Raw genomic sequence first — 22576 nt, forward strand, 5'->3', positions numbered from 1 at the left:
GCCCGGCACCCCACCCGCGGGAGGGGTGCCGGGCTCATTGCCCTGCCGTCGTGCGGCCGGACTCAGGCCGGGGTCTGACTCTGCAGGGCCACCGAGAGCTCGGCCGCGACGCCCTGCAGGATCGGCACGAAGGACTCGGCCACCGCTTCGGTCACCCGGCCGGCCGGTCCCGAGATGGAGATCGCGGCGGCGGTCGGCGAGTTCGGGACGGAGACCGCGAGGCAGCGGACTCCTATCTCCTGCTCGTTGTCGTCGACGGCGTAGCCCGCCTTGCGGACCTGCTCCAGGGCGTCCAGGAAGCCCTCGGGCGTGGTGATGGTCTTCTCGGTCGCGGCCGGCATTCCGGTGCGCGCGAGCAGGGCCCGTACCTCGTCCGCGGGCGTGTAGGCCAGGAGGGCCTTGCCCACGCCGGTGGAGTGCGGCAGCACGCGGCGGCCGACCTCGGTGAACATGCGCATGGAGTGCTTCGACGGAACCTGGGCGACGTAGACGATCTCGTCGCCGTCGAGCAGGGCCATGTTCGCGGTCTCGCCGGTCTCCTCGACGAGGCGGGCGAGGTAGGGGCGGGCCCAGGTGCCCAGCAGCCTCGAGGCGGACTCGCCGAGGCGGATCAGCCGGGGGCCGAGGGAGTACCGTCGGTTGGGCTGCTGCCGGACGTAGCCGCACGCCACGAGGGTGCGCATGAGGCGGTGGATGGTGGGCAGCGGCAGACCGCTGGCGGCGGAGAGCTCGCTGAGGCCGACTTCGCCCCCTGCGTCGGCCATACGTTCGAGCAGATCGAAGGCGCGCTCAAGGGACTGGACGCCACCGCTGGCGGCGGTGGGCTTGTTGGAGGCGTCGGTGGTGCTGGCGCTGGACGTCGGCACGGCGCGGTCCTTTCGGTGCTGGCAGGCAAGCAAGCAGCCTACCGGTCGGTCGGCGTCGGCCCTAGAGCCGGGGCAATGCCGTCCCCGCCGGTCAGAGGCGGTTTGTCCGGGTGGCGGACGTGCTCGGGAAGTTACCCGCGCAGAACCGGGCGGCGATAGCTACATTCTGCATAGTGAAATCTTAATTCCATTCTGTGGAAACATCCAATCGCGGCGTGGAAGCGTCGGTGGTCCGTCCGGGGGCTCTTGACTGGCCCCGGATCGAGGTGAAGACTCCGTCAACAGAACGTTGAATTTCGCTCTGTGGAAGTAGATGGGGAGGTTCCGGTGTCCGACCTGGCTGTGGAACTGGTACTGCGCTCGACGCGCGTCGTCACCCCCGAAGGGACGCGTGCCGCCTCGGTGGCCGTCGCCGGCGGGAAGATCGCGGCCGTGCTGCCGTACGGGGCCGGCGTACCGGCCGGAGCCCGGCTGGAGGACTTCGGCGACGACGTGCTCCTCCCCGGACTCGTCGACACCCACGTCCACGTGAACGACCCCGGGCGCACGGAGTGGGAAGGCTTCTGGACGGCCACCCGTGCCGCCGCCGCCGGGGGCATCACCACCCTCCTCGACATGCCGCTGAACTCGCTGCCGCCGACCACCACGACCGCCAACCTGGCGGTCAAGCAGGAGGTCGCCCGGACCAAGGCGCACGTCGACGTCGGCTTCTGGGGCGGCGCGCTGCCCGACAACGTCAAGGACCTGCGTCCGCTGCACGACGCCGGTGTCTTCGGCTTCAAGTGCTTCCTGTCGCCCTCCGGCGTCGAGGAGTTCCCGGAGCTCGACCAGGAACGGCTGGCCGCCTCGCTCGCCGAGATCACCGGCTTCGGCGGCCTGATGATCGTGCACGCCGAGGACCCGCACCACCTGGAGTCGGCCCCGCAGAACCCCGGCCCCAAGTACGCCGACTTCCTGGCCTCCCGCCCCAAGGACGCCGAGAACGCCGCGATCCGGAACCTGATCGACCAGGCGAAGCGCCTCGGCGCCCGCGTGCACGTCCTGCACCTGTCGTCCAGCGACGCGCTGCCGCTGATCGCCGCGGCCAAGGCCGAGGGCGTCCGGATCACCGTCGAGTCCTGCCCGCACTTCCTCACCCTCACGGCCGAGGAAGTCCCCGACGGCGCGACCGAGTTCAAGTGCTGCCCGCCCATCCGCGAGTCCGCCAACCAGGACCTGCTGTGGGACGCGCTCGCCGACGGCACCATCGACTGCGTCGTCTCCGACCACTCGCCCTCCACCGCGGACCTCAAGACCGGCGACTTCGCCACCGCGTGGGGCGGCATCTCCTCCCTCCAGCTGGGCCTCCCGGCGATCTGGACCGAGGCGAAGAAGCGCGGCCGCACCCTCGAGGACGTCGTCCGCTGGATGTCGGCCGCCCCGGCCGCCCTCGCCGGCCTGGCGCAGAAGGGCGCGATCGAGGTCGGTCGCGACGCCGACTTCGCCGTCCTGGCCCCCGAAGAGACCTTCACCGTGGACCCGGCCGAACTCCACCACCGCAACCAGGTCACGGCGTACGCGGGCAAGACCCTGCACGGCGTCGTGAAGTCAACCTGGCTGCGCGGTACGCGGATCGCCGACCACGGCACCCCGACCGAGCCCACGGGCCTCCTCCTCGAAAGGCAGAACTGACAGTGGCGATCCCCGCATTCACCGGTAACGCGAACCCGTACGGAGGCGGCGACCCGTACGCGGACTACCGCACCGCGGACTTCCCCTTCACCCAGTACGCGAACCTCGCCGCCCGTGAGCTGGGCGCCGGTGTCACCTTCGCCAACGACGAGTTCTTCGCCCAGCGCGAGAACCTGCTCATCGCCGAGGCCGCGCACTTCGACCCCGAGCACTTCGGCCACAAGGGCAAGATCATGGACGGCTGGGAAACCCGCCGCCGCCGTGGCGTCAGCGCCACCCAGCCCTGGCCGACGCCCGAGGACCACGACTACGCCCTGGTGCGCCTCGGCGCCCCCGGCGTCATCCGCGGCATCGTCGTCGACACCGCGCACTTCCGCGGCAACATGCCGCAGGCCGTCTCCGTCGAGGGCACCAACTGGGAAGGCGCCCTCGCGCCGACCCCGCAGGAACTCCTCGGCGACGACGTGAAGTGGACCGTGCTCGTCCCGCGCACCGCGGTCGGCGGCCACGCTGCCAACGGCTTCGAGGTGAACGCCGAACAGCGCTTCACGCACCTGCGCGTCAACCAGCACCCCGACGGCGGCATCGCCCGCCTGCGCGTCTACGGCGAGGTCGTCCCGGACCCGAAGTGGCTCGCCACGCTCGGCACCTTCGACGTCGTCGCGCTGGAGAACGGCGGTTCGGTCCAGGACGCGTCCAACCGCTTCTACTCCCCGCCGACCAACACCATCAACCCGGGCCGCTCACGCAAGATGGACGACGGCTGGGAGACCGCCCGCCGCCGTGACAACGGCAACGACTGGATCCGCTACCAGCTCGTCGCCGAGTCCGAGATCCGCGCCGTCGAGATCGACACCGCGTACCTCAAGGGCAACTCGGCCGGCTGGGCCTCGCTGTCCGTCAAAACGGGCGAGGAGGGCGAGTGGACGGAGTTCCTGCCGCGCACCCGCCTGCAGCCCGACACCAACCACCGCTTCGTGCTCGACGCCCCGGCGGTCGGCACGCACGTCCGCATCGACATCTTCCCGGACGGCGGCTTCTCGCGCCTGCGCCTGTACGGCGCCCTGACGGAGGCCGGCGCCGCCGCGCACGCCGCCCGTCACCAGGAGCTGGGCGGCTGAGCCACCCGCCTCCCGCCGCAGCGACCGCCCCGGGGGCCGACACCCCCGGGCGCGTTCAACAGCCCGCAGGGGCGCACCGATTGCCGGTGCGCCCCTGCGGCGTTCCCGCCCGTTTTCCTGTCCGCCGACCCGCCCGTCTGCCCGGCGGATCCGGTTAGCCTTCGGGCAACGGCATACGGCAGGGGAGGCGGACGATGACCACCGAAGCACCGCGCACGAGGGAACAGCGCCGCGAGGACGCGCTGGCCCGGTTCGAGAAGGACGTCGACGTCTGGGTGGCGACGGCGGACGCCGAGGGCGTCCCGTGCCTCGTGCCCCTGTCGTTCCGCTGGGACGGCGAGACGTTCCTGCTGTCGACCGGGCGCACGCTGCCCACCGGCCGCAACCTCGCCGCCGGCGGCCGGGTGCGCCTGGCCTTCGGCCTGACCCGCGACGTGGTCCTCGTGGAGGGCGCCGCGACCCGGCTGGAGGCCGCGGAGCTGGCGCCCGGCGAGGTCGAGGCCTTCGCCGCCCACTCCGGCTTCGACCCGAGCGCCCTCAAGACGCCCTACCCCTACTTCCGGGTCGTTCCGGTGTGGATCCAGGCCTGGCGCGAGGCCGACGAGATCGCGGGACGCGATCTGATGAAGGCCGGCCGCTGGCTCGTCTGACGCCCGTCGGGCGCGGCCGCCCCCGGCGGCTCTCGGTCCTGAGGCCTACGCGGCGTGTCCGCCGTCCACCGAGAACTCGGCGCCCGTGACGTAGGCGGCGTCCGGGCCCGCGAGGAAGGACACCATGGCGGCCACCTCCGTCGGGGCGGCGAAGCGGCCCAGGGCCGTCATGGCGGCCTGCGGCGGCGCGTACGGGCCGTCCGCCGGATTCATGTCGGTGTCCACCGGCCCCGGGTGGACGAGGTTCGCGGTGATCCCGCGGTCGCCCAACTCCCGGGCCAGGGCCTTGGTCAGGCCGATCAGAGCCGTCTTGCTCATCGCGTAGAGCGTGCCGCCCGGACCCGGGACCCGCTGGGTCATGCAGGTGCCGATGGTGATGATGCGGCCGCCCGGGCCCATCAGGCCGGCCGCCGCCTGGGAGGCCAGGAAGGCTCCGCGGACGTTGACCGCGAGGACCCGGTCCACGTCCGCGAGGGCGAGCCCGTCGAGCGGGCCGAGCACGCCGATGCCGGCGTTGTTGACCAGGACGTCGAGCCGCCCCAGTGCCCGTACGCACTCCTGAACCGCGCCGGCGGCCCGCTCCGCGTCGCCCGAGTCGGCCCGCAGCGCCAGGCCGCGCCGCCCGAGCGCCTCGATCTTGCCGACGACGACGGCCGCCGCCTCCGCGTCGTCGACGTAGGTGAGGGCGACGTCGGCGCCGTCCTGCGCCAGACGCAGGGCGGTGGCCGCGCCGATCCCCCGGCTGCCCCCGGTCACCAGTGCCACTGTGTTGCTGTCCACGGTCGTGCCTCCCGTTGTTGGTTGCGAGTTCAATGAAATCGCCGGGAGGCCGATGCCGCTGGCAGGAATCGGACGTGGCGTTTCGCGCGCGCCGCACCGATGAGTTCCGGGCGGCCGGGAAGGCTGAACCGGAGTACGGACGACCGAACAAGGAGCGCGGAGCCATGGGCAAGCTGACCCTCACCACCTTCCTCACCCTCGACGGCGTGATGCAGGCCCCCGGCGGGCCGGACGAGGACCCCAGCGGCGGGTTCGCCTACGGCGGGTGGCTCGTGCCCTTCGCCGACGAGGGGATGGGGGAGTTCATGGCCGAGGTCTTCGACCGGACCGGCGCGTTCCTGCTCGGGCGGCGGACCTACGAGATCTTTGCCTCGTACTGGCCGCACCACGACGACGCCGCCGACCCGATCGCGGGCAGGCTGAACCGGCTGCCGAAGTACGTCGCCTCGACCACCCTCAAAGAGCCGGCCTGGGGTCCGGTCACCGTGCTCGACGGGGAACACCTCCAAGCCGAGGTCGTCCGGGTCAAGGACGCGCTGGAGGGGGACAGCGAGCTACAGGTGCACGGCAGCGGGCAGCTCGCGCAGTGGCTACTGGCCAGGGACCTGGTGGACGAGCTGAACCTGCTGGTCTTCCCCGTGTTCCTGGGCGCGGGCCGCCGGCTGTTCCCGACCGGTGCGCTGCCCACGGCGTACGAGCTGCTCGGCTCCCGCACCACCGGGAGCGGCACCGCCGTCCACACCTACCGGCCGACGGGCCGCGCCGCCTTCGGCACCTTCTGAGGTCGCCTGCCCGGCCGGGCGGTGCGCGGGTGGCCGTCGCGGGTGGCGGGTGGCGGCGGACGGACGACGGCCGGCCCCGGCCCGTGCGAGAGGTGGATAACCCCTCGACCGGGCCGATCATGCTCCGGTAGCGTGAGCGGCCCCCGTGCGAGCCAGTGAAGCCTCCACCTCCTCCTGCCGCTGGAGACCCGGTGTCCACGCTCGCCGCCCCCGCATCCGTCACGGCCCCCGCGCCCCGCCGCGCCTGGCTCGCCGACCTGCCGGTCCTGCTCGTCGCCGTCGTCTGGGGCGGCAGCTACCTCGCAGCCAAGGGCATCACCACCACGCACACGGTGATCGCCGTGCTCGTCCTGCGCTTCGCCCTGGTCCTGCCCGTGCTCGTCGTCACCGGCTGGTCGCGGCTGCGCGCGCTCGGCGCCGCCCAGCTGCGCGGCGCCGGCGTGCTGGGACTCGTACTCGGCGGGATCTTCCTGCTGGAGACTTACGGGGTCGTCCACACCTCGGCCACCAACGCCGGGCTGATCATCAGCCTGACCATGATCTTCACCCCGCTGGCGGAGTCCGCCGTCCGCCGGACGGCCCCCTCTGCCGCCTTCCTCGGCGCCGCCGCCGTCTCCGTCGCCGGGGTCGTGCTCCTCACCCAGGGCGCCGGCTTCACCGCCCCCAGTACCGGCGACCTGCTCATCCTCGGCGCGGCCCTGGCCCGCACCCTGCACGTCCTGCTGATGGCCCGCATCAAGGCCGTCCAGGACGCCGACTCGCTCTCGCTGACCACCGTCCAGCTCGGCGGCGCGGTCGCCGTCTTCGCCGTCCTGGCCGCGCTGCCCGCAACGGGCGCGAGTCCCTGGGCGGCCGCGGCGGACTTCGGGCCCGCCGAGTGGGCCGGGCTCGCCTTCCTGTCCGTCTTGTGCACCCTCTTCGCCTTCTTCGTACAGATGTGGGCCGTGCGCCGCACCTCGCCCTCCCGCGTCAGCCTGCTGCTCGGCACCGAACCCCTGTGGGCGGCCGCCGCGGGCATCGCCATCGGCGGCGAGCACCTCGGCGCTGCGGGCTTCGCGGGAGCCGCCCTGGTCCTCGCGGGCACCGCTTGGGGGCGGCGCGCGGCTGGCTGAGCGATTGGCCGAAACCGGGTCAGTTCCGGGTCAACTCCCGGTCTAGGGTGACCGCATGCCAGTCCTGGACCTCAGTACGATCGCCGAAGACTTCAACGAGAACCCGTACCCCCACTACGCGCGCCTGCGCGAGGACGGGCCCGTCCACCGCGTGAAGGCGGCGGACGGCCAGGAAGTCTGGCTCATCGTCGGCCACCAGGAGGCCCGCCAGGCGCTCACCCACCCCGGGGTGTCCAAGAACTGGCTCACGTCGGGTCTCTACACGGACCGCGAGCAGACCGAGGCCAGCGCCAACATGCTGCGCGCCGACCCGCCCCACCACACCCGGCTGCGCCGACTGGTCTCCCGCTCCTTCGCCCCCGGCCGGATCGAGAGCCTGCGCCCGCGCGTCCAGGAGATCGTCGACGGCCTGCTCGACGCCATGCGGGCCCTCCCCGAGCGCCGCGCGGACCTGATCGAAGCCTTCGCCCAGCCGCTGCCCATGACCGTGATCTGCGACCTCCTCGGGGTACCCGCGGCCGACCGCGACGCCTTCCACGCATGGATCACCGGGGTCGTCTCACCCACCGGCGTCGAGTCCGAGAACGCGGCCCAGCGCGCCATGACCGCCTACATGGCCGAGCTGGTCGACGCCAAGACCGCCGAACCGGGTGACGACCTGCTCAGCGACTGGGTCACGAGCCGGGGGGAGGGCGGGGACCGGCTCTCCCGCCAGGAACTGGTCGCCATGGCCTTCCTGCTGATGGTGGGCGGGCACGAGACCACCGTGCACCTGATCTCCAACGGCATACGGGCCCTCCTGGCCCATCCCGACCAGCTCGCCGCCTTGCGCGCCGACCCGGACGCACTGATCGACGGCGCGGTGGAGGAGATCCTGCGCTACGACGGCCCCGTGGAGACGGCGACGTTCCGCTACGCCAGCACGGACCTGGAGATCGGCGGCACCTTCATCGAGGCGGGATCGCCCGTACTGGTCTCCCTCGCCGCGGCGGACCGGGACCCCGCCCGCTTCGAGAACCCCGACGCCTTCGACATCCGGCGTCCCGGCCGCGGCGGACACATCGCCTTCGGGCACGGCATCCACCACTGCATCGCCGCCCCGCTGGGCCGGCTGGAGGGCCGGATCGCGATCCGCTCCCTGCTGGAACGCTTCCCGGACCTCGCGGACGAGCCGGCCGTCCTCGCATGGGCGCCCGGGACCCTGGTCCGGGGGACGACCCGGCACCCGGTGCGCTGGTAGCGGGCGGGGCGAGGACGGGATGCCGGCAGACCCGGCGGGTTCACAGGTCGGGCAGCTCCTCCAGCCGGACCACGCGCCGCTCGCGCCGCGAGAGCTCGCAAGCCTCCGCCACGCGCAGCGCCGCGAGCGCCTCGGCCCCGTCGCAGGGGTTGGCGCCCTCGCCGCGCACCAGGCGTACGAAGGCCAGCAGCTCGGCCTCGTAGGCCGGGCCGAAGCGCTCCAGGAAACCGGACCACGGCTTGCTCGCGGGGGGCGGGCCGTGCGGCTCCGTCGAGGCGATCGGCGTACGGTCGTCCAGCCCGGTGGAGACCTGGTCCAGCTCCCCGGCCAGCTCCATCCGCACGTCGTAGCCGGCTCCGTTGCAGCGCGTACCGGTACTGGAGACCAGGGTTCCGTCGTCCAGGGTGAGGACGGCCGCGCCGGTGTCGACGTCGTGCGTCTCCCGGAACCGGGGCGGTCCCGCGTCCGAGCCGGTCGCGTACACCTCGGCCACCTCGTGCCCGGTCACCCAGCGCACCATGTCGAAATCGTGCACCAGGCAGTCCCGGAACAGACCGCCCGAGGTGGCCAGGTACGCGGCGGCCGGCGGCGCCTGATCGGCGGTCGTGGTCCGTACGGTGTGCAGCCGGCCCAGCGCCCCCGAGCGGACCAGCTCGCGCGCGGTGCCGTAGCCGGCGTCGAAGCGGCGCATGAACCCCAGCTGGAGCACTCCGCGGGCCGCCGCCACCTCGCGCAGCACCGCCAGGGTGCGGTCCAGGTCGGGGGCGACCGGCTTCTCGCAGAACACCGGCAGGCCGCCGCGGACCGCCCGTACGACGAGCTCGGCGTGGCCCTCGGTGGCGCAGGACACCACCAGCGCGTCCACCCCCCAGGTGAAGACCTGCTGGACGCTGGGCGCGGCCGTGGCGCCGAGCCGGTCGGCGAGGCGCGCCGCCCGGGCGGGGTCGGCGTCGGCGAGCAGGAGCGAGCCCGCGTCCGCCTGGCGGGCCAGTGCCGCCGCGTGGAAGGACCCGATCCGGCCCGTTCCGATGAGCCCGATGCGCATGCACTCAACCTGACCCCGTCCGGGGGACCTGTCAATCTGCCCGGCTGCGTCCCGATGGGTCCGTGATGGCCCCGATGACCTTGCATGGTGCACTGTGACGGATACTGGGCGGTTGCGGCCGCCGGCACACGACAGCCCGGGCGGGCGCGACGCGAGCGGCGCGGACGCGCCGCCGCGGCCGCGGGACGGCGCCGGGACAGTGGTGGGACGAGTGAAAGGCACGGCAGACGTGGCTAGGGTCAGGACAGGGGTACGCGTCGTGGGCGCGGTGCTCGCGGCAGTGCTGGGCGCCTCCCTCGTGGGCTGCAGCAGTACGGGCGGCAAGCGCGCCGAGGACCGGGCGAAGGCCGAGGCCGCGGGCCGGCCGGCGGTATCCACTCCGCGCTGGACCTTCGCGATGGTCACCCACGCGGGCGACGGCGACACCTTCTGGGACATCGTGCAGAAGGGTGCCAAGGAGGCCGCGGCGAAGGACAACATCAACTTCGTCTACGCCCACGACGACCAGGCGCAGCAGCAGGCGCAGTTCGTCCAGAACGCCATCGACCAGAAGGTCGACGGACTGATCGTCTCCCTCGCCAAGCCCGAGGCCCTCAAGGACGTCCTCGCCAAGGCCGCCAAGGCGGGCATCCCGGTGATCACGGTCAATTCCGGCTCGGCTCAGTCCGCCGAGTACGGGGCGCTCACCCACATCGGCCAGGACGAGGAGATCGCGGGCGAGGCGGTCGGCACCGAGCTGACCGCCCGCGGCAGGAAGAAGGCCGTCTGCGTCCTGCACGAGCAGGGCAACGTCGGCCACGAGCAGCGCTGCGCCGGGGCGAAGAAGACCTTCGGCGGCACCATGGAGAACCTGTACGTCGAGGGCACCAACATGCCCTCGGTGCAGGCCGCCCTGCAGGCCAAGCTCCAAGCGGACCCGTCCGTCGACGCCATCGTCACCCTCGGCGCGCCCTTCGCCCCCACCGCCGTCAAGGCCAAGGAAGAGGCGGGCAGCAAGGCGGAGGTCGACACCTTCGACCTGAACGCCTCAGTGGCCCGCGACCTGAAGTCCGGCGCGCTCGGCTTCGCCGTCGACCAGCAGCCCTACCTCCAGGGATACGAGGCCGTCGACCTGCTCTGGCTCTACCGCTACAACGCCAATGTGCTCGGCGGCGGCCGGCCGGTCCTCACCGGGCCGCAGATCGTCACGGCGGACCAGGCCTCCAAGCTGGAGGAGTTCATCAAGAGGGGCAGCCGATGAAGGCCCCCGCACCCGCCCCGGCCGGCCCGGCCCCGGCCCCCGCCGCCGACGAGCGGCTCGTCCACACCTCGCTGCTGCGCCGCCTGCTGGGCCGCCCCGAGCTGGGCGCGGTCGTCGGCGCGGCCGCCGTCTTCGTCTTCTTCTCCTTCGCCGCCGACAGCTTCCTGCGGGCCTCCAGCCTGAGCACGGTCCTGTACTCGGCATCCACCATCGGCATCATGGCCGTCCCGGTGGCCCTGCTTATGATCGGCGGCGAGTTCGACCTGTCCGCCGGTGTCATGGTCACCACCTCCGCGCTGATCAGCTCGATGCTCAGCTACCAGCTGACGGCCAACGTCTGGGTCGGCGTCATGGTGTCGCTGCTGGTCACCCTCGGCATCGGCTTCTTCAACGGGTTCATGCTGACCCGCACGAAACTGCCGAGCTTCATCATCACGCTCGGCACCTTCCTGATGCTGACCGGCCTGAACCTCGGCTTCACCAAGCTGATCAGCGGATCGGTCTCCACCAAGACCATCGCCGACATGGAGGGCTTCGGCTCCGCCCGCGCCCTCTTCGCCTCGCAGTGGACCTTCGGCTCGGTCACCCTGAAGGTGACCGTCCTGTGGTGGCTGGTCCTGGTCGCCGCGGCCACCTGGATCCTGCTGCGCACGCGCGCCGGCAACTGGATCTTCGCCGTCGGAGGCGGGGCCGACGCGGCCCGAGCGACCGGTGTCCCGGTCGTGAAGACCCGTATCGGCCTGTACATGGGCGTCGCCCTGTGCGCCTGGATCTCCGGACAGCACATCCTGTTCTCGTACGACGTCGTCCAGTCGGGCGAGGGAGTCGGCAACGAGTTCCTGTACATCATCGCGGCCGTCATCGGGGGCTGTCTGATGACCGGCGGCTACGGCTCGGCGATCGGCGCGGCCGTGGGCGCCTTCATCTTCGGCATGACCAGCAACGGCATCGTGTACGCCCAGTGGAACCCGGACTGGTTCAAGTTCTTCCTCGGCGCGATGCTGCTCCTGGCCACGCTGCTCAACGCATGGGTCCGCAAGCGGGCGGAGGCGAAGTGATGACCGCGACCGATACCGGGACCACCGCGGGCGCCGCCGCGCCCGCCCTGGTGAAGCTGACGGACGTCAGCAAGTACTACGGGAACATCCGCGCCCTCCAGGGCGTCTCCCTGGAGGTCTCCGCCGGCGAGATCACCTGTGTCCTCGGCGACAACGGCGCGGGCAAGTCCACCCTCATCAAGATCATCGCGGGTCTGCACCGGCACGACGCCGGCACCTTCGAGATCGAGGGCGTGGAGACCGAGCTCGCCAACCCGCGCGCCGCCCTCGACCACGGCATCGCCACCGTCTACCAGGACCTCGCCGTGGTCCCCCTCATGCCCGTCTGGCGCAACTTCTTCCTCGGCTCCGAGCCCACCAAGGGCCGCGGCCCCCTCCGCCGCCTCGACGTGGAGTTCATGCGCGCGACCACCCGGGCCGAGCTCCTGCGCATGGGCATCGACCTGCGGGACGTGGACCAGCCCATCGGCACCCTCTCCGGCGGCGAACGGCAGTGCGTGGCCATCGCCCGCGCCGTCCACTTCGGCGCGAAGGTCCTCGTACTCGACGAGCCCACCGCCGCTCTCGGCGTCAAGCAGTCCGGCGTGGTCCTCAAATACGTCGCCGCGGCCCGCGACGCGGGCCTCGGCGTGGTCCTGATCACCCACAACCCGCACCACGCCCACCTGGTCGGGGACCGGTTCGTCCTCCTCAAGCGCGGCACCATGGCGGGCAGCCACACCCGCGACTCGATCACCCTCGACGAGCTCACCCGGCAGATGGCGGGCGGCTCCGAGCTCGACGAGCTGAGCCACGAACTGGAGCGGGTGGCAGAATCAGGACCCGACAGCGCCTCCGGCACCACATCCGGCACCACCGCACCATGAGGGACGACACGACTCGATGAGCACGTACCGGGACTTCACGCTCGCCCACCGGGGGGCGGCGCGAGGCACCGTCCTGCGGACCATCGGGACCCGTGAGCGCAGGTCGCACCTGACCGCCCCGCGCGTTCCGACCGTCGGCATCGACATCGGCGGCACCAAGGTGATGGCCGGCGTCGTCGACGCCGACGGGATCATCCTGGAGAAGATCCGGACCGAGACCCCGGACAAGTCCAAGAGTCCCAAGGTCGTCGAGGACACCATCGTCGAACTGGTCCTGGACCTCTCCGACCGGCACGACGTGCACGCCGTCGGCATCGGCGCCGCCGGCTGGGTCGACGCCGACCGCTCCCGCGTGCTGTTCGCCCCGCACCTGGCCTGGCGTGACGAACCGCTGCGCGACGCGCTCCAGTCCCGGCTCGCGGTCCCGGTCATGGTCGACAACGACGCCAACACCGCCGCCTGGGCCGAATGGCGCTTCGGGGCCGGCCGCGGCGAGGACCACCTCGTCATGATCACGCTCGGGACCGGCATCGGCGGCGCCATCCTCGAAGACGGCCAGGTCAAGCGGGGCCGCTACGGGGTCGCCGGCGAGTTCGGCCACATGCAGGTCGTCCCCGGCGGCCACCGCTGCCCCTGCGGCAACCGCGGCTGCTGGGAGCAGTACAGCTCCGGCAACGCCCTGGTCCGCGAGGCACGCGAACTGGCCGCCGCCGACTCCCCGGTCGCGTACAACCTCATCGCCAGGGTCGGCGGCAACGTCCAGGAGATCACCGGGCCCCTCATCACCGAGCTGGCCCGCGAGGGCGACGCCATGTGCGTCGAGCTCCTCCAGGACATCGGCCAGTGGCTCGGCGTCGGCATCGCCAACCTCGCCGCCGCCCTGGACCCCTCCTGCTTCGTCATCGGCGGCGGCGTCAGCGCGGCCGACGACCTGCTCATCGGCCCCGCCCGCGACGCCTTCCGCCGCCACCTCACCGGCCGCGGCTACCGCCCCGAGGCCCGTATCGCCAAGGCCCAGCTCGGCCCCGATGCCGGCATGGTCGGCGCCGCCGACCTCGCCCGGCTCGTCGCCCGGCGGTTCCGCCGCGCCACGCGCCGGCGCGTCGAACGCTACGAGCGCTACGCGCAGTTCGGCCGGCGTGACGCCGCCGGCCCCGAGAACCAGGAAAAACAGTGACACCGCCCTCCCTGCCCCGCCAGGCAGCCTCCCCCGAAGAGGGGCCCGCGCCGGCCCCGGCCGAGGACCGCAAGCACGTGGTCCGGCGCCGCTGGATCACCGCGGTCATCATCATGCTGCTGGTCGGCGTACCCGCGGGCTACCTGGGCATCTCCACCCAGCAGAGCCGCGAGAGCGGTCGCGACAAGGCCGCGCGCGTCGGCGCGCACAAGGTGCGCCCGGGCTGGCCCTCCAAGGTGCAGCGCAGCATCTACGAGGTCCCGATCCCGTCGAAGGCCTGGCGGGTCGGCTTCCTGGAGACCAACAACTGGCGCACCAGCCGGCTCTACACCCAGTTCGCGGTCACGCCGCCCGAGCTGGACGCCTTCCTGGCCTCCGTGGGTACCAGCCGGCAGGAGCTGACTCCGGGGGTGTCGATCTCCGAGCACGACACCTCGGTCGCGGGATGGAAGTGGAAGGCCCAGACCGACTGGCTCGGCACCACCCTCGAAGAGGACGATCCGAGGCCCACGCGGGACATCACCGTCGACCTCACGGACCCCGAGGTCTTCAAGGTCTACGTGGTCTCCTCGGCCACCCCCTGAGGCACCGCCCGCTAGCCTCGGATCATGAAGCTCACCAAGCGGCTCCACTCCTGCGTCCAGCTGGAGAAGGACGGGCGCGTGCTCGTCATCGACCCGGGCGCCTTCAGCGAACCGGACGCCGGCCTCGGGGCGGACGCCCTGCTGGTCACCCACGAACACGCCGACCACTTCGACGAGGGGCGGCTGCGGGCCGCCCTCGACGCGAATCCGGCGGCCCGGCTGTGGACCTTGCGCGGCGTCGCGCAGAAGCTGGGCCCCGCCTATCCGGGGCGCGTCCACACCGTGGGCCACGGCGACACCTTCACCGCCGCGGGGTTCGAGGTCCAGGTGCACGGCGAACTGCACGCCGTGATCCACCCGGACATCCCGCGGATCACCAATGTCGGCTACTTGGTGGACGCTTCCCTCTTCCACCCGGGGGACGCGCTGACCGTGCCCGGGGCCCCCGTCGAGACCCTCATGCTGCCGGTGCACGCGCCCTGGAACAAGATCGCCGAAGTGATCGACTACGTCCGTGAGGTCAAGCCGCGCCAGGCCCTGGCCATCCACGACGCGGGTCTGACCGACGTGGTGCTGCCGATCTACGCCACACAGATCGGGAAGCTCGGCGGGGCCGGGTACGGCCGTCTCACCCCCGGGGACAGCGCCGACCTCTGATTGTCGGTGCCGGGCGGTAGGTTGGAAGGCATGCGTATCGCCACGTACAACGTCAACTCGATCACCGCCCGGCTGCCGCGCCTGCTGGCCTGGCTGGAGAGCTCCGGCACGGACGTCCTGTGCCTCCAGGAGACCAAGTGCTCCGCGGAGCAGTTCCCCTACGAGGAGCTGCGCGAGCTGGGCTACGAGTCGGCCGTCAACGCCACCGGCCGGTGGAACGGCGTGGCCCTGCTCTCCAAGGTGGGTCTGGAGGACGTGGTCGTCGGCCTGCCCGGCGGCCCCGACTACGAGGGTGCCCAGGAGCCCCGCGCCGTCTCCGCCACCTGCGGCGGGGTGCGCGTCTGGTCGGTGTACGTGCCCAACGGCCGCGAGGTCGAGCACGACCACTACGGCTACAAGCTGGACTGGTTCCGGGCCCTGGCCACCGCGATCGGCGAAGACGCGGCGGGGGAGCGGCCGTTCGCGGTGCTCGGCGACTTCAATGTGGCCCCGACCGACGAGGACGTCTACGACCCGGCGGTCTTCGCGGGCGCCACGCACGTCACCCCCGCCGAGCGGGCGGCCCTGGAGGCGCTGCGGGTCGCGGGCCTGTCCGACGTCATGCCCCGTGCGCTCAAGTACGACCGGCCCTACACCTTCTGGGACTACCGGATGCTCGCCTTCCCGAAGAACAGGGGCATGCGCATCGACCTGGTCTACGGGAACGGCGCCTTCGCCAAGGCGGTCACCGACTCCTTCGTCGACCGTGAGGAGCGCAAGGGCAAGGGCGCCTCGGACCACGCGCCGGTCGTCGTCGACCTGGATCTTTAGAGCGTTCGTGATCTGTCACGGTCCAGGCGCGTCCTGTCGCCCGCCGGGGATCCGGGTGTCAGTCTGGGCTTATGAACATCCCTTTCCTGGCCAGCTGGCTCAATCGGCACGAAACGGAGCGGGGTGAGGGAGGCCTCGCGGCCGCCCTCGCGGACGACCCCGAGGGCGTCAACGAGATGTTCGCGGAGTGCGAGATGCTGCGCGCCCACGCCCGGTCGGCGGGACTGGAACTCGACGAGAGCCCGCGCTCGTTGGAGGAGCTCGACCAGCTGATGCCGCGCTGGCGCCGGGATCCGGAGATCACCCCGTGGCTCGGCAGCGACGCGGGGTTCTACCTGGGGACCGTGATCATCCGGTCGGTCCAGGGCGCCGGCTGGCAGGTGTGGCCCAACGGCCAGCCGATGATCCGGCTGGCCTCGGGCCGTGAGCTGAACGTGGTCGAGTCGGGCGTGTCCTGGGCGATGACCGGTTCCCCCGAGCTCAGCCAAGCCCATGCGGAAGCCTCGGAAGGCTGACCTCGCAGGCCTTTATGTGGCTTTTAGGCGTGTCGCGGTGAAGTGCCCTCCACAGCTGGATAGTTTGCGCTGACCTCGACACACCGACAAGTGGGCAGGGCAGCGTATGGCCGTCGATCCGTTGATCGAGCTGCGTGGCGTGAACAAGCACTTCGGACAATTGCACGTCCTCCAAGACATCAACCTCACCGTCGGCCGCGGGGAGGTGGTGGTGGTCATCGGCCCCTCCGGCTCCGGCAAATCCACCCTGTGCCGGGCGATCAACCGTCTGGAGAGCGTCGAGTCGGGCACGATCACGCTCGACGGGAAGCCTCTGCCGGCCGAGGGCAAGGAGCTCGCCGCGCTCCGCGCGGACGTGGGGATGGTCTTCCAGTCCTTCAACCTCTTCGCGCACAAGACCGTCCTGGCCAACATCTCCCTCGCCCAGGTCAAGGTCCGCAAGCGCAAGAAGGAAGAGGCCGACAAGCGCTCCCGGGAACTGCTGGACCGGGTGGGCCTCGCGAACCAGGCCGACAAGTTCCCCGCCCAGCTCTCCGGAGGCCAGCAGCAGCGCGTGGCCATCGCCCGCGCACTCGCCATGAGCCCCAAGGCCCTGCTGTTCGACGAGCCGACCTCCGCGCTCGACCCGGAGATGATCAACGAGGTGCTGGAGGTCATGCAGCAGCTCGCCGCCGAGGGCATGACGATGGTCGTGGTCACCCACGAGATGGGCTTCGCCCGTTCCGCGGCCAACCGCGTCGTGTTCATGGCCGACGGGAGGATCGTCGAGGACCGGACCCCGGAGGCCTTCTTCACCGCCCCCGAGAGCGACCGGGCCAAGGACTTCCTCTCCAAGATCCTCAAGCACTGAGGGGGCCCGGTGAAACACGTGCGCACCCCGTTCCTGCCCGCCTGTGCCCTCGCCCTCCTGCTCCTGGCCGCCGCGACCGGTTGCGGCAAGTCCGGCAGCCCCCCGGTCAAGGGCCCCCAGCCCGAGGACCTGCCCGTCTACCAGGTCGCGACGGACTTCCAACTGCCCGACTCGCCCACGTGGGAGAAGGCCAAGAAGCGCGGCCACCTCGTCGTCGGCGCCAAGGAGGACCAGCCGTACATGGGGGAGAAGGACCCCGCGAGCGGACGCTACACCGGCTTCGACATCGAGATCGCCAAGATGATGGCGGCCTCGCTCGGCTTCGACCCCAAGACGACGGAGTTCAAGACGATCGCCTCGGCCAACCGCGAGACAGCCCTGCAGAACGGCCAGATCGACTACTACGTCGGCACGTACACGATCAACGAGAACCGCAAGAAGCAGGTCGGTTTCGCCGGCCCCTACTACCTCGCCGGCCAGTCGCTGCTCGTCCGCAAGGGGGAGACGCGGATCAAGGGACCCGAGGACCTCGCCGGGAAGAAGGTCTGCTCGGCCGCCGGCTCCACCCCTTACCAGCGGCTCCAGAAGGAGTTCCCCCGCGCCGTCCTCGTCGCCTACGACACGTACTCCGCCTGCGTCGACAACCTGCTGACCTACCAGGTCGACGCCGTCTCCACCGACGACTCGATCCTCCTCGGCTACGCGGCCAAGGTCCCCGAGGAGCTCAAGGTCGTCGGCAAGCCCTTCTCCGAGGAGCCCTACGGCATCGGCGTCCCGCGCTCCGACAACGCGCTGCGCTTCGCCCTCGACGACGCCCTGGAGGAGAACGAGAAGAACGGCAACTGGAGGAAGGCCTACGAGGCCACGCTCGGGCTGTCGGGCGAGCCGGCGCCGAAGCCGCCCGCCATCGACCGCTACCCGGCGAGCTGAGGGGAGAGCGCACCGCCATGGACGTACTCACCGACAACTTCTCGCTCTACGCGCAGGGCTTCTTCGGGACCGTCGAGCTCACGGTCTACGCCTCGCTCGTGGCCCTGGCCCTCGGGTTCCTGATGGCCTCCTTCCGCGTCGCCCCCGTCGGCTCCTTCCGGGTCTTCGGCACCGTCTGGGTGACCATCCTGCGCAACACGCCGCTCACCCTGCTCTTCTTCGCCGTCCTGCTCGGCCTGCCGCGCTTCGGCATCGTCCTGCCCTTCCAGCTCTTCGCCGTCCTCGCGCTGGGCTGCTACACCTCCGCCTTCATCTGCGAGGTCCTGCGCTCCGGCATCAACACCGTGCCCAAGGGGCAGGGGGAGGCGGCCCGCAGCCTCGGCATGTCCTTTTCCCAGACCCTGGGCACCGTCGTGCTCCCGCAGGCCTTCCGCTCCGTCATCCCGCCCATCGGCTCCACGCTGATCGCGCTCGCCAAGAACTCCGCGATCGCCGGGGCCTTCAGCGTCACCGAGCTGCTGGGCACGTACAAGACCCTCAACGAGCTGGGCTACAGCATCATCTGGACCTTCGTCTGGATCGCGGTGGGCTACCTGATCATCACCCTGTCCATCAGCGCGCTGTTCAACGTGCTCGAAAAGCGTTACGGAGTCGCCCGATGACCGCGAACGCGCTCCAAGGGGACCCGGGGTCCACCGCGCTCTACGACATCCCGGGCCCCCAGGCAAGGCGCCGGCACTTCCTCTACGGGGTCGCCTCGACGGTCGTCATCCTCGGGCTGCTCGGCTGGCTGCTGTACCTGCTCTTCTCCACCAACCAGTTCACCTCCGCCAAGTGGTCCCCCTTCGTGTACAAGGGCATCCAGGAGCTGCTGCTCAGGGGGCTGTCGAACACGCTCAAGGCCTTCGCCTACGCCTCGGTGCTCTCGCTCGTGCTCGGCGCGGTGCTCGCCACGGGCAGGCTCTCCGTCCACCGGCCGGTGCGCTGGCTGTCCACCCTGTGCGTGGAGTTCTTCCGGGCCATGCCGGTGCTGGTGATGATCTTCTTCATCTTCGTCGCGCTGAAGGTCCAGCCGCTGCCCGCGCTGGTCGCCGGACTGGCCCTCTACAACGGCTCGGTGCTGGCCGAGGTCTTCCGTACGGGCGTCAACGCGGTGGAGCGGGGCCAGCGCGAGGCCGCGTACGCCCTGGGCATGCGCAAGACGCAGGTGATGACGTACGTACTGGCCCCGCAGGCGGTACGGGCCATGCTGCCCACGATCATCAGCCAGCTGGTGGTCGCCCTGAAGGACACCTCGCTCGGCTTCCTGATCACCTACGAGGAGTTCCTGCACGCGGGCAAGCTGATCGCCGCCAACCTCGACTACGACCTGCCCTTCATCCCCGTCGTGATGATCATCTCGACGGTCTACATCGGCATGTGCATGCTGCTGTCCTGGTTCGCCACCTGGGTGGCGAAGCGCGAGCGGCGCAGTCCCAAGACCAAGGCGGTCGACATCGACCCGGCCGAGCCCGGCACGGCGCTGCCGGGCCGGGTCTGACCCACAGGGCGGGAGCCCCGAGAGCCACACCCGGCACGGCCGCAGCCGCGGATCACTGCTCGCGCAGGGGTACCGAGACGTACGAGGGATCGGTGCGCGGCGAGGAGAAGGTCAGCTGCGCGCCGGTCGGGTTGTGCTCGATGTACAGCGGGTCGACGGTGTCGACGACGACGGCGAGGCGGTGCCCGGCCGGGACGTCATAGGCCGTGGAGAAGAGCTCCAGGTCCACACCGAACGCCTCCCCGGCGGGCTTGCCGTGGAACGTGTACGGGGCGTTGCTGATCAGCTTGCCGATGCCGAGGGGGCCGACGTCGTAGAGGTACGCGACGAAGGTGCCGTCGGACTTGGTGGGCGTGACGGTGGTGTGCAGCTCGACCGTCCCGCGCACGCGGCGGACCCGGTCGTAGCGCGGCGACTGCCAGACGGCGGCGAAGGCGCGGGGGAGCAGCGGCACCGAGGCGGTCGGGGGAGCCTGGAAGAACTGGTCGAGGACGCTGGACAGGAGCACGATCCCGCCGTTGGCGCCGGAGTCGACATTGGCGAAGACGTGCTCGCTGTCGGTGAGCATCAGCTTCTCGGCGCCGCCGTCCCCGACCGACTTCCAGTCGGCGTAGCCCTCGTACCCGCTGTCGCTGCGCGACTTGATCTGCACCGGGGCCTCGGTGTCCACGCCGTTGCGCTCGCCCTTGAGATAGCGGTCGAACCAGCGGTGGGCGTTGGTCCAGGTGTCGTTGGGCAGGCCGAGGAGGCCGGTGCCCTCGGCCGTGGCGTGGTCGCCGGGCCGGAACTCCAGGCGCTTGGGACCGGTGAGCTTCTCGAAGAAGGCGGCGTACTGGTTGGGCGGGAAGATGGTGTCGCCCCAGGCGTTGCCGAGCATGATCGCGGCGCCGTTGGCGTTGATGCGGTCCACTTGCTCGACGGCGGAGCGCTTCTTGCCCCACTCGATCATCTGCGGCTCTCTGTCCAGCTTCGAGCCGATGAAGTCGCTCAGGATCTGCTGGAGTTCGGGACCGGGGCGGCCCGTGAGGTAGCCGGCGCCGCCGAGCAGGGCGGCGGCCTGGAGGTGCTGGGTGCGGCCCGAGTAGATCGACTCGATGAGGTCGGCCCAGCCGCTGAGCGCGACCACGGCCTTGACCCGCGGGTCGCGGGCGGAGGCGAGCAGGCTGATGCCGGCGCCGTAGGAGACCCCGCCCAGGCCGATGTGCTGGGCGTCGGCCTGGGTGTTGGCGAGGGCCCAGTCGATGACGGCGGAGACGTCGGCGGTGTCCGCGGGGCCGGCGGTCTCGATCTCGCCGCCCGAGAGCCAGAAGCCGCGGGAGGTGTAACTGACCACCACGTAGCCGGAGTCGGCGAGCTTCTTGGCCTGCGCGATGTATTCGATCTGCGGCATGGCCCAGCTGGTGGGCAGCACGATCAGGGGGTACTGCGCGCCGGGCGCGGAGCCGGCCGGGGTGAAGACGTTGCCCTTGAGGGTGATGCCGCCGGAGCCGGGGATGTCGTGGAAACGCAGTTCCGCGGAGGCGTCCGAGACGGCGGTGTTCGTGGTGGCGGGCGCCGCCTGGGCCTGATGGGGGGCCAGGCCCAGGGCGGCTGCTGCCAGTACGGCTGCCATGGCAGTCGCGGTGCTGGTGGTGCGGATGGTGTGGATGGTGCGGGCCATCAATCACTCCTCGCGTGCGCCGGGTGTCAAAGTGACCCGACGGTAACGGGAGGGGCTTACCGGAGGTAACCCATGAGTAAGTTACGTGCCGGTAACGATTGAACTTTGGTCAGTCCAGCGCCGCGCGGCCGGCGGTTCCGGCGACGCTTCGACGGATGCCTCCGTGCCTGCCGGTTGCTCAGCCGTTCTGCGGGGCTCCGGCCAGGGCGCTCTTGGCCTTCCACTGGTCCCACGCCAGGTTCCACTCGCCGTAGCCGTTGCCGAGGTCCGCGTTGCCCTTGGAGCCGTCTCCCACGACCTCGAACGGGTCGCCGGCCTGGACCTCGGCGTAGAAGGCCTTCGCATTGGCGTCGCTCATGCCCACGCAGCCGGAACTGGTGTTGGCGTTGCCGAAGTTGGCGTTGTTCCACGGCGCGGCGTGCACGTACATGCCCGACCAGGTCAGCCGCATCGAATAGTCCACCATCTTGTCGTAGGCGTCGCCCAGGCCCACCGTCTGGGAGTCCATCCGGATGGTGCCCTCCTTCGCCATCAGCACCATGATCCCGTCCCAGGAGGCCTTCATGCCGCCCGGAGTGCCGGCCGAGATCGGGATCGTCTTGACGACCTGGCCGTCCTCGGAGACCGACATCTTCTTCGTGTCCAGGTCCACCTTCATGCGGCGGTCCTTGCCGATCTTGAAAGCGGTGTCGTAGTCCCGCGCGAACAGTCCGCCGCCGGGGCCCGAGTCCACGCCGTTCAGATCCATCTGGACCTTCACGTCCGTGCCGGACTTCCAGAACTCCTTGGGACGCCAGTCCACCCGGTCCTTGCCGGAGTAGTCCTTGAACCAGCCCCAGGACCCCTCGGTGTTGTTCGAGGAGGTGACCTTCAGCTGCTTCTCGACCTCGGCCTTGTTCTTCACCGGATTGTCGAAGACGATCGAGATCGGCTGGGCCACGCCCACCGTGGAGGCCTTGCCCGGGTTGATCGTGACCTTGTTCACCTTGTCGGCGGCCGTGGTCTTGAAGGCCGTCGTGGCGCTCTGGCTGTCGGTGTTCTGCGCGTCGACCTTGTACTCGGTGCCCGCCGAGGCGTTGCGCTGCGACTTCCAGGTCAGGCCGTCGGCGGATATCTGGCCGGCCAGCTCCCCGCCCTTGGCGTCCGTCACCTTCACCAGCGCGAGCTTGCCCTCCGCGATGGTCACGACGACCGGCTCACCGGCCTTGACCTGGTCGCCGGTGAGGTTCACAGAGACCGCCATGTCCGGCTTCTTCTTCATCTCCGACGTGGCCGCGCCGTCCGCGCCACCGCCACCGCCGCAGGCGGTCAGCGCGGCGGCCAGCAGTGCGGTGCCCGCCGCCACGGCGTGGCGGCTGCGTATCCGAAAGACCCGGCGTGTGCGGCTCAACGAAAACCCCTCTGAAGTAATGATCGTCCGAA

The 22576-nt window shown here is 70.9% G+C and carries 23 protein-coding genes; 18 read left to right on the forward strand and 5 right to left on the reverse strand.

Annotation, left to right across the window (positions count from 1 at the left end):
- Positions 1-62: 62 nt before the first annotated feature.
- Positions 63-866, reverse strand: coding sequence for an IclR family transcriptional regulator (locus tag ACFWBY_RS34130; protein ID WP_385341880.1), 804 nt, complete (start codon positions 864-866; stop codon positions 63-65).
- A 336-nt stretch (positions 867-1202) separates the two neighbouring features.
- On the opposite strand from ACFWBY_RS34130, the gene allB reads away from it, so the two are divergent.
- The 3 genes from allB (at position 1203) to ACFWBY_RS34145 (ending at position 4308) form a co-directional block, all read left to right on the forward strand.
- Positions 1203-2537, forward strand: a complete 1335-nt coding sequence (gene allB / locus ACFWBY_RS34135; RefSeq protein ID WP_385341884.1) for an allantoinase AllB — start codon at positions 1203-1205, stop codon at positions 2535-2537.
- Between the two features lie 2 nt (positions 2538-2539).
- Positions 2540-3658 carry an allantoicase gene (gene alc / locus ACFWBY_RS34140; protein ID WP_385341878.1) on the forward strand — a complete coding sequence of 373 codons (1119 nt, stop codon included), beginning with the start codon at positions 2540-2542 and terminating at the stop codon, positions 3656-3658.
- A gap of 194 nt (positions 3659-3852) precedes the next feature.
- Positions 3853-4308 (forward strand): pyridoxamine 5'-phosphate oxidase family protein, encoded by a 456-nt coding sequence (locus ACFWBY_RS34145; RefSeq protein ID WP_385341876.1) that lies wholly within the window; start codon positions 3853-3855, stop codon positions 4306-4308.
- Between the two features lie 45 nt (positions 4309-4353).
- Here the strand turns inward: ACFWBY_RS34145 and ACFWBY_RS34150 are convergent, their stop codons facing one another.
- On the reverse strand, positions 4354-5088 hold the full coding sequence (locus tag ACFWBY_RS34150) for an SDR family oxidoreductase (RefSeq protein WP_385341874.1): 735 nt from the start codon (positions 5086-5088) through the stop codon (positions 4354-4356).
- Between the two features lie 164 nt (positions 5089-5252).
- On the opposite strand from ACFWBY_RS34150, the gene ACFWBY_RS34155 reads away from it, so the two are divergent.
- The 3 genes from ACFWBY_RS34155 (at position 5253) to ACFWBY_RS34165 (ending at position 8222) form a co-directional block, all read left to right on the forward strand.
- On the forward strand, positions 5253-5870 hold the full coding sequence (locus ACFWBY_RS34155) for a dihydrofolate reductase family protein (protein ID WP_385341872.1): 618 nt from the start codon (positions 5253-5255) through the stop codon (positions 5868-5870).
- A gap of 191 nt (positions 5871-6061) precedes the next feature.
- Positions 6062-6982: a DMT family transporter gene (locus ACFWBY_RS34160; RefSeq protein WP_385341870.1), complete on the forward strand. Its 921-nt coding sequence runs from the start codon at positions 6062-6064 to the stop codon at positions 6980-6982.
- A gap of 55 nt (positions 6983-7037) precedes the next feature.
- Complete coding sequence (locus tag ACFWBY_RS34165) at positions 7038-8222, forward strand: cytochrome P450 (protein ID WP_385341869.1); 1185 nt, start codon at positions 7038-7040, stop codon at positions 8220-8222.
- A 40-nt stretch (positions 8223-8262) separates the two neighbouring features.
- Here ACFWBY_RS34165 and ACFWBY_RS34170 read toward each other — a convergent pair whose 3' ends face one another.
- The gene (locus ACFWBY_RS34170; RefSeq protein WP_385341867.1) at positions 8263-9267 is read right to left on the reverse strand and encodes a Gfo/Idh/MocA family oxidoreductase; all 1005 of its coding nucleotides are present in this window, start codon (positions 9265-9267) and stop codon (positions 8263-8265) included.
- Positions 9268-9496: 229 nt separating this feature from the next.
- On the opposite strand from ACFWBY_RS34170, the gene ACFWBY_RS34175 reads away from it, so the two are divergent.
- From ACFWBY_RS34175 to ACFWBY_RS34230, 12 genes are all read left to right on the forward strand, one after another.
- Positions 9497-10507 carry a sugar ABC transporter substrate-binding protein gene (locus ACFWBY_RS34175; RefSeq protein WP_385341865.1) on the forward strand — a complete coding sequence of 337 codons (1011 nt, stop codon included), beginning with the start codon at positions 9497-9499 and terminating at the stop codon, positions 10505-10507.
- Complete coding sequence (locus tag ACFWBY_RS34180; RefSeq protein WP_385341864.1) at positions 10504-11565, forward strand: ABC transporter permease; 1062 nt, start codon at positions 10504-10506, stop codon at positions 11563-11565. Before ACFWBY_RS34175 ends, ACFWBY_RS34180 begins: the two co-directional genes overlap by 4 nt.
- Positions 11565-12431, forward strand: a complete 867-nt coding sequence (locus tag ACFWBY_RS34185; protein ID WP_385341862.1) for an ATP-binding cassette domain-containing protein — start codon at positions 11565-11567, stop codon at positions 12429-12431. Before ACFWBY_RS34180 ends, ACFWBY_RS34185 begins: the two co-directional genes overlap by 1 nt.
- A gap of 16 nt (positions 12432-12447) precedes the next feature.
- A complete protein-coding gene (locus tag ACFWBY_RS34190) occupies positions 12448-13608 on the forward strand; it encodes an ROK family glucokinase (protein WP_385341860.1) in 1161 nt (386 codons plus the stop codon).
- Positions 13605-14192: a hypothetical protein gene (locus ACFWBY_RS34195; RefSeq protein ID WP_385341859.1), complete on the forward strand. Its 588-nt coding sequence runs from the start codon at positions 13605-13607 to the stop codon at positions 14190-14192. Before ACFWBY_RS34190 ends, ACFWBY_RS34195 begins: the two co-directional genes overlap by 4 nt.
- Positions 14193-14216: 24 nt before the next feature.
- Positions 14217-14849 carry an MBL fold metallo-hydrolase gene (locus tag ACFWBY_RS34200; RefSeq protein WP_385341858.1) on the forward strand — a complete coding sequence of 211 codons (633 nt, stop codon included), beginning with the start codon at positions 14217-14219 and terminating at the stop codon, positions 14847-14849.
- 30 nt (positions 14850-14879) lie between these two features.
- Positions 14880-15659, forward strand: a complete 780-nt coding sequence (locus ACFWBY_RS34205; protein WP_385341857.1) for an exodeoxyribonuclease III — start codon at positions 14880-14882, stop codon at positions 15657-15659.
- A 71-nt stretch (positions 15660-15730) separates the two neighbouring features.
- Positions 15731-16174 carry a DUF6278 family protein gene (locus tag ACFWBY_RS34210; RefSeq protein ID WP_385341855.1) on the forward strand — a complete coding sequence of 148 codons (444 nt, stop codon included), beginning with the start codon at positions 15731-15733 and terminating at the stop codon, positions 16172-16174.
- A gap of 106 nt (positions 16175-16280) precedes the next feature.
- The gene (locus ACFWBY_RS34215; protein ID WP_385341853.1) at positions 16281-17024 is read left to right on the forward strand and encodes an amino acid ABC transporter ATP-binding protein; all 744 of its coding nucleotides are present in this window, start codon (positions 16281-16283) and stop codon (positions 17022-17024) included.
- Positions 17025-17033: 9 nt separating this feature from the next.
- Positions 17034-17954, forward strand: coding sequence for a glutamate ABC transporter substrate-binding protein (locus tag ACFWBY_RS34220; RefSeq protein WP_385341851.1), 921 nt, complete (start codon positions 17034-17036; stop codon positions 17952-17954).
- A 17-nt stretch (positions 17955-17971) separates the two neighbouring features.
- A complete protein-coding gene (locus tag ACFWBY_RS34225; protein ID WP_385341849.1) occupies positions 17972-18616 on the forward strand; it encodes an amino acid ABC transporter permease in 645 nt (214 codons plus the stop codon).
- Positions 18613-19494, forward strand: a complete 882-nt coding sequence (locus tag ACFWBY_RS34230; RefSeq protein WP_385341847.1) for an amino acid ABC transporter permease — start codon at positions 18613-18615, stop codon at positions 19492-19494. The genes ACFWBY_RS34225 and ACFWBY_RS34230 overlap by 4 nt, the downstream gene beginning before the upstream one ends.
- A gap of 52 nt (positions 19495-19546) precedes the next feature.
- Here ACFWBY_RS34230 and ACFWBY_RS34235 read toward each other — a convergent pair whose 3' ends face one another.
- Entirely contained in the window at positions 19547-21154 is a 1608-nt protein-coding gene (locus ACFWBY_RS34235) for a CocE/NonD family hydrolase (protein WP_385341845.1), read from the reverse strand.
- A 178-nt stretch (positions 21155-21332) separates the two neighbouring features.
- Entirely contained in the window at positions 21333-22544 is a 1212-nt protein-coding gene (locus ACFWBY_RS34240) for an Ig-like domain-containing protein (RefSeq protein WP_385341844.1), read from the reverse strand.
- Positions 22545-22576 lie beyond the last annotated feature (32 nt).

This window comes from Streptomyces sp. NPDC060049 (assembly GCF_042736715.1).
GTDB lineage: Bacteria > Actinomycetota > Actinomycetes > Streptomycetales > Streptomycetaceae > Streptomyces.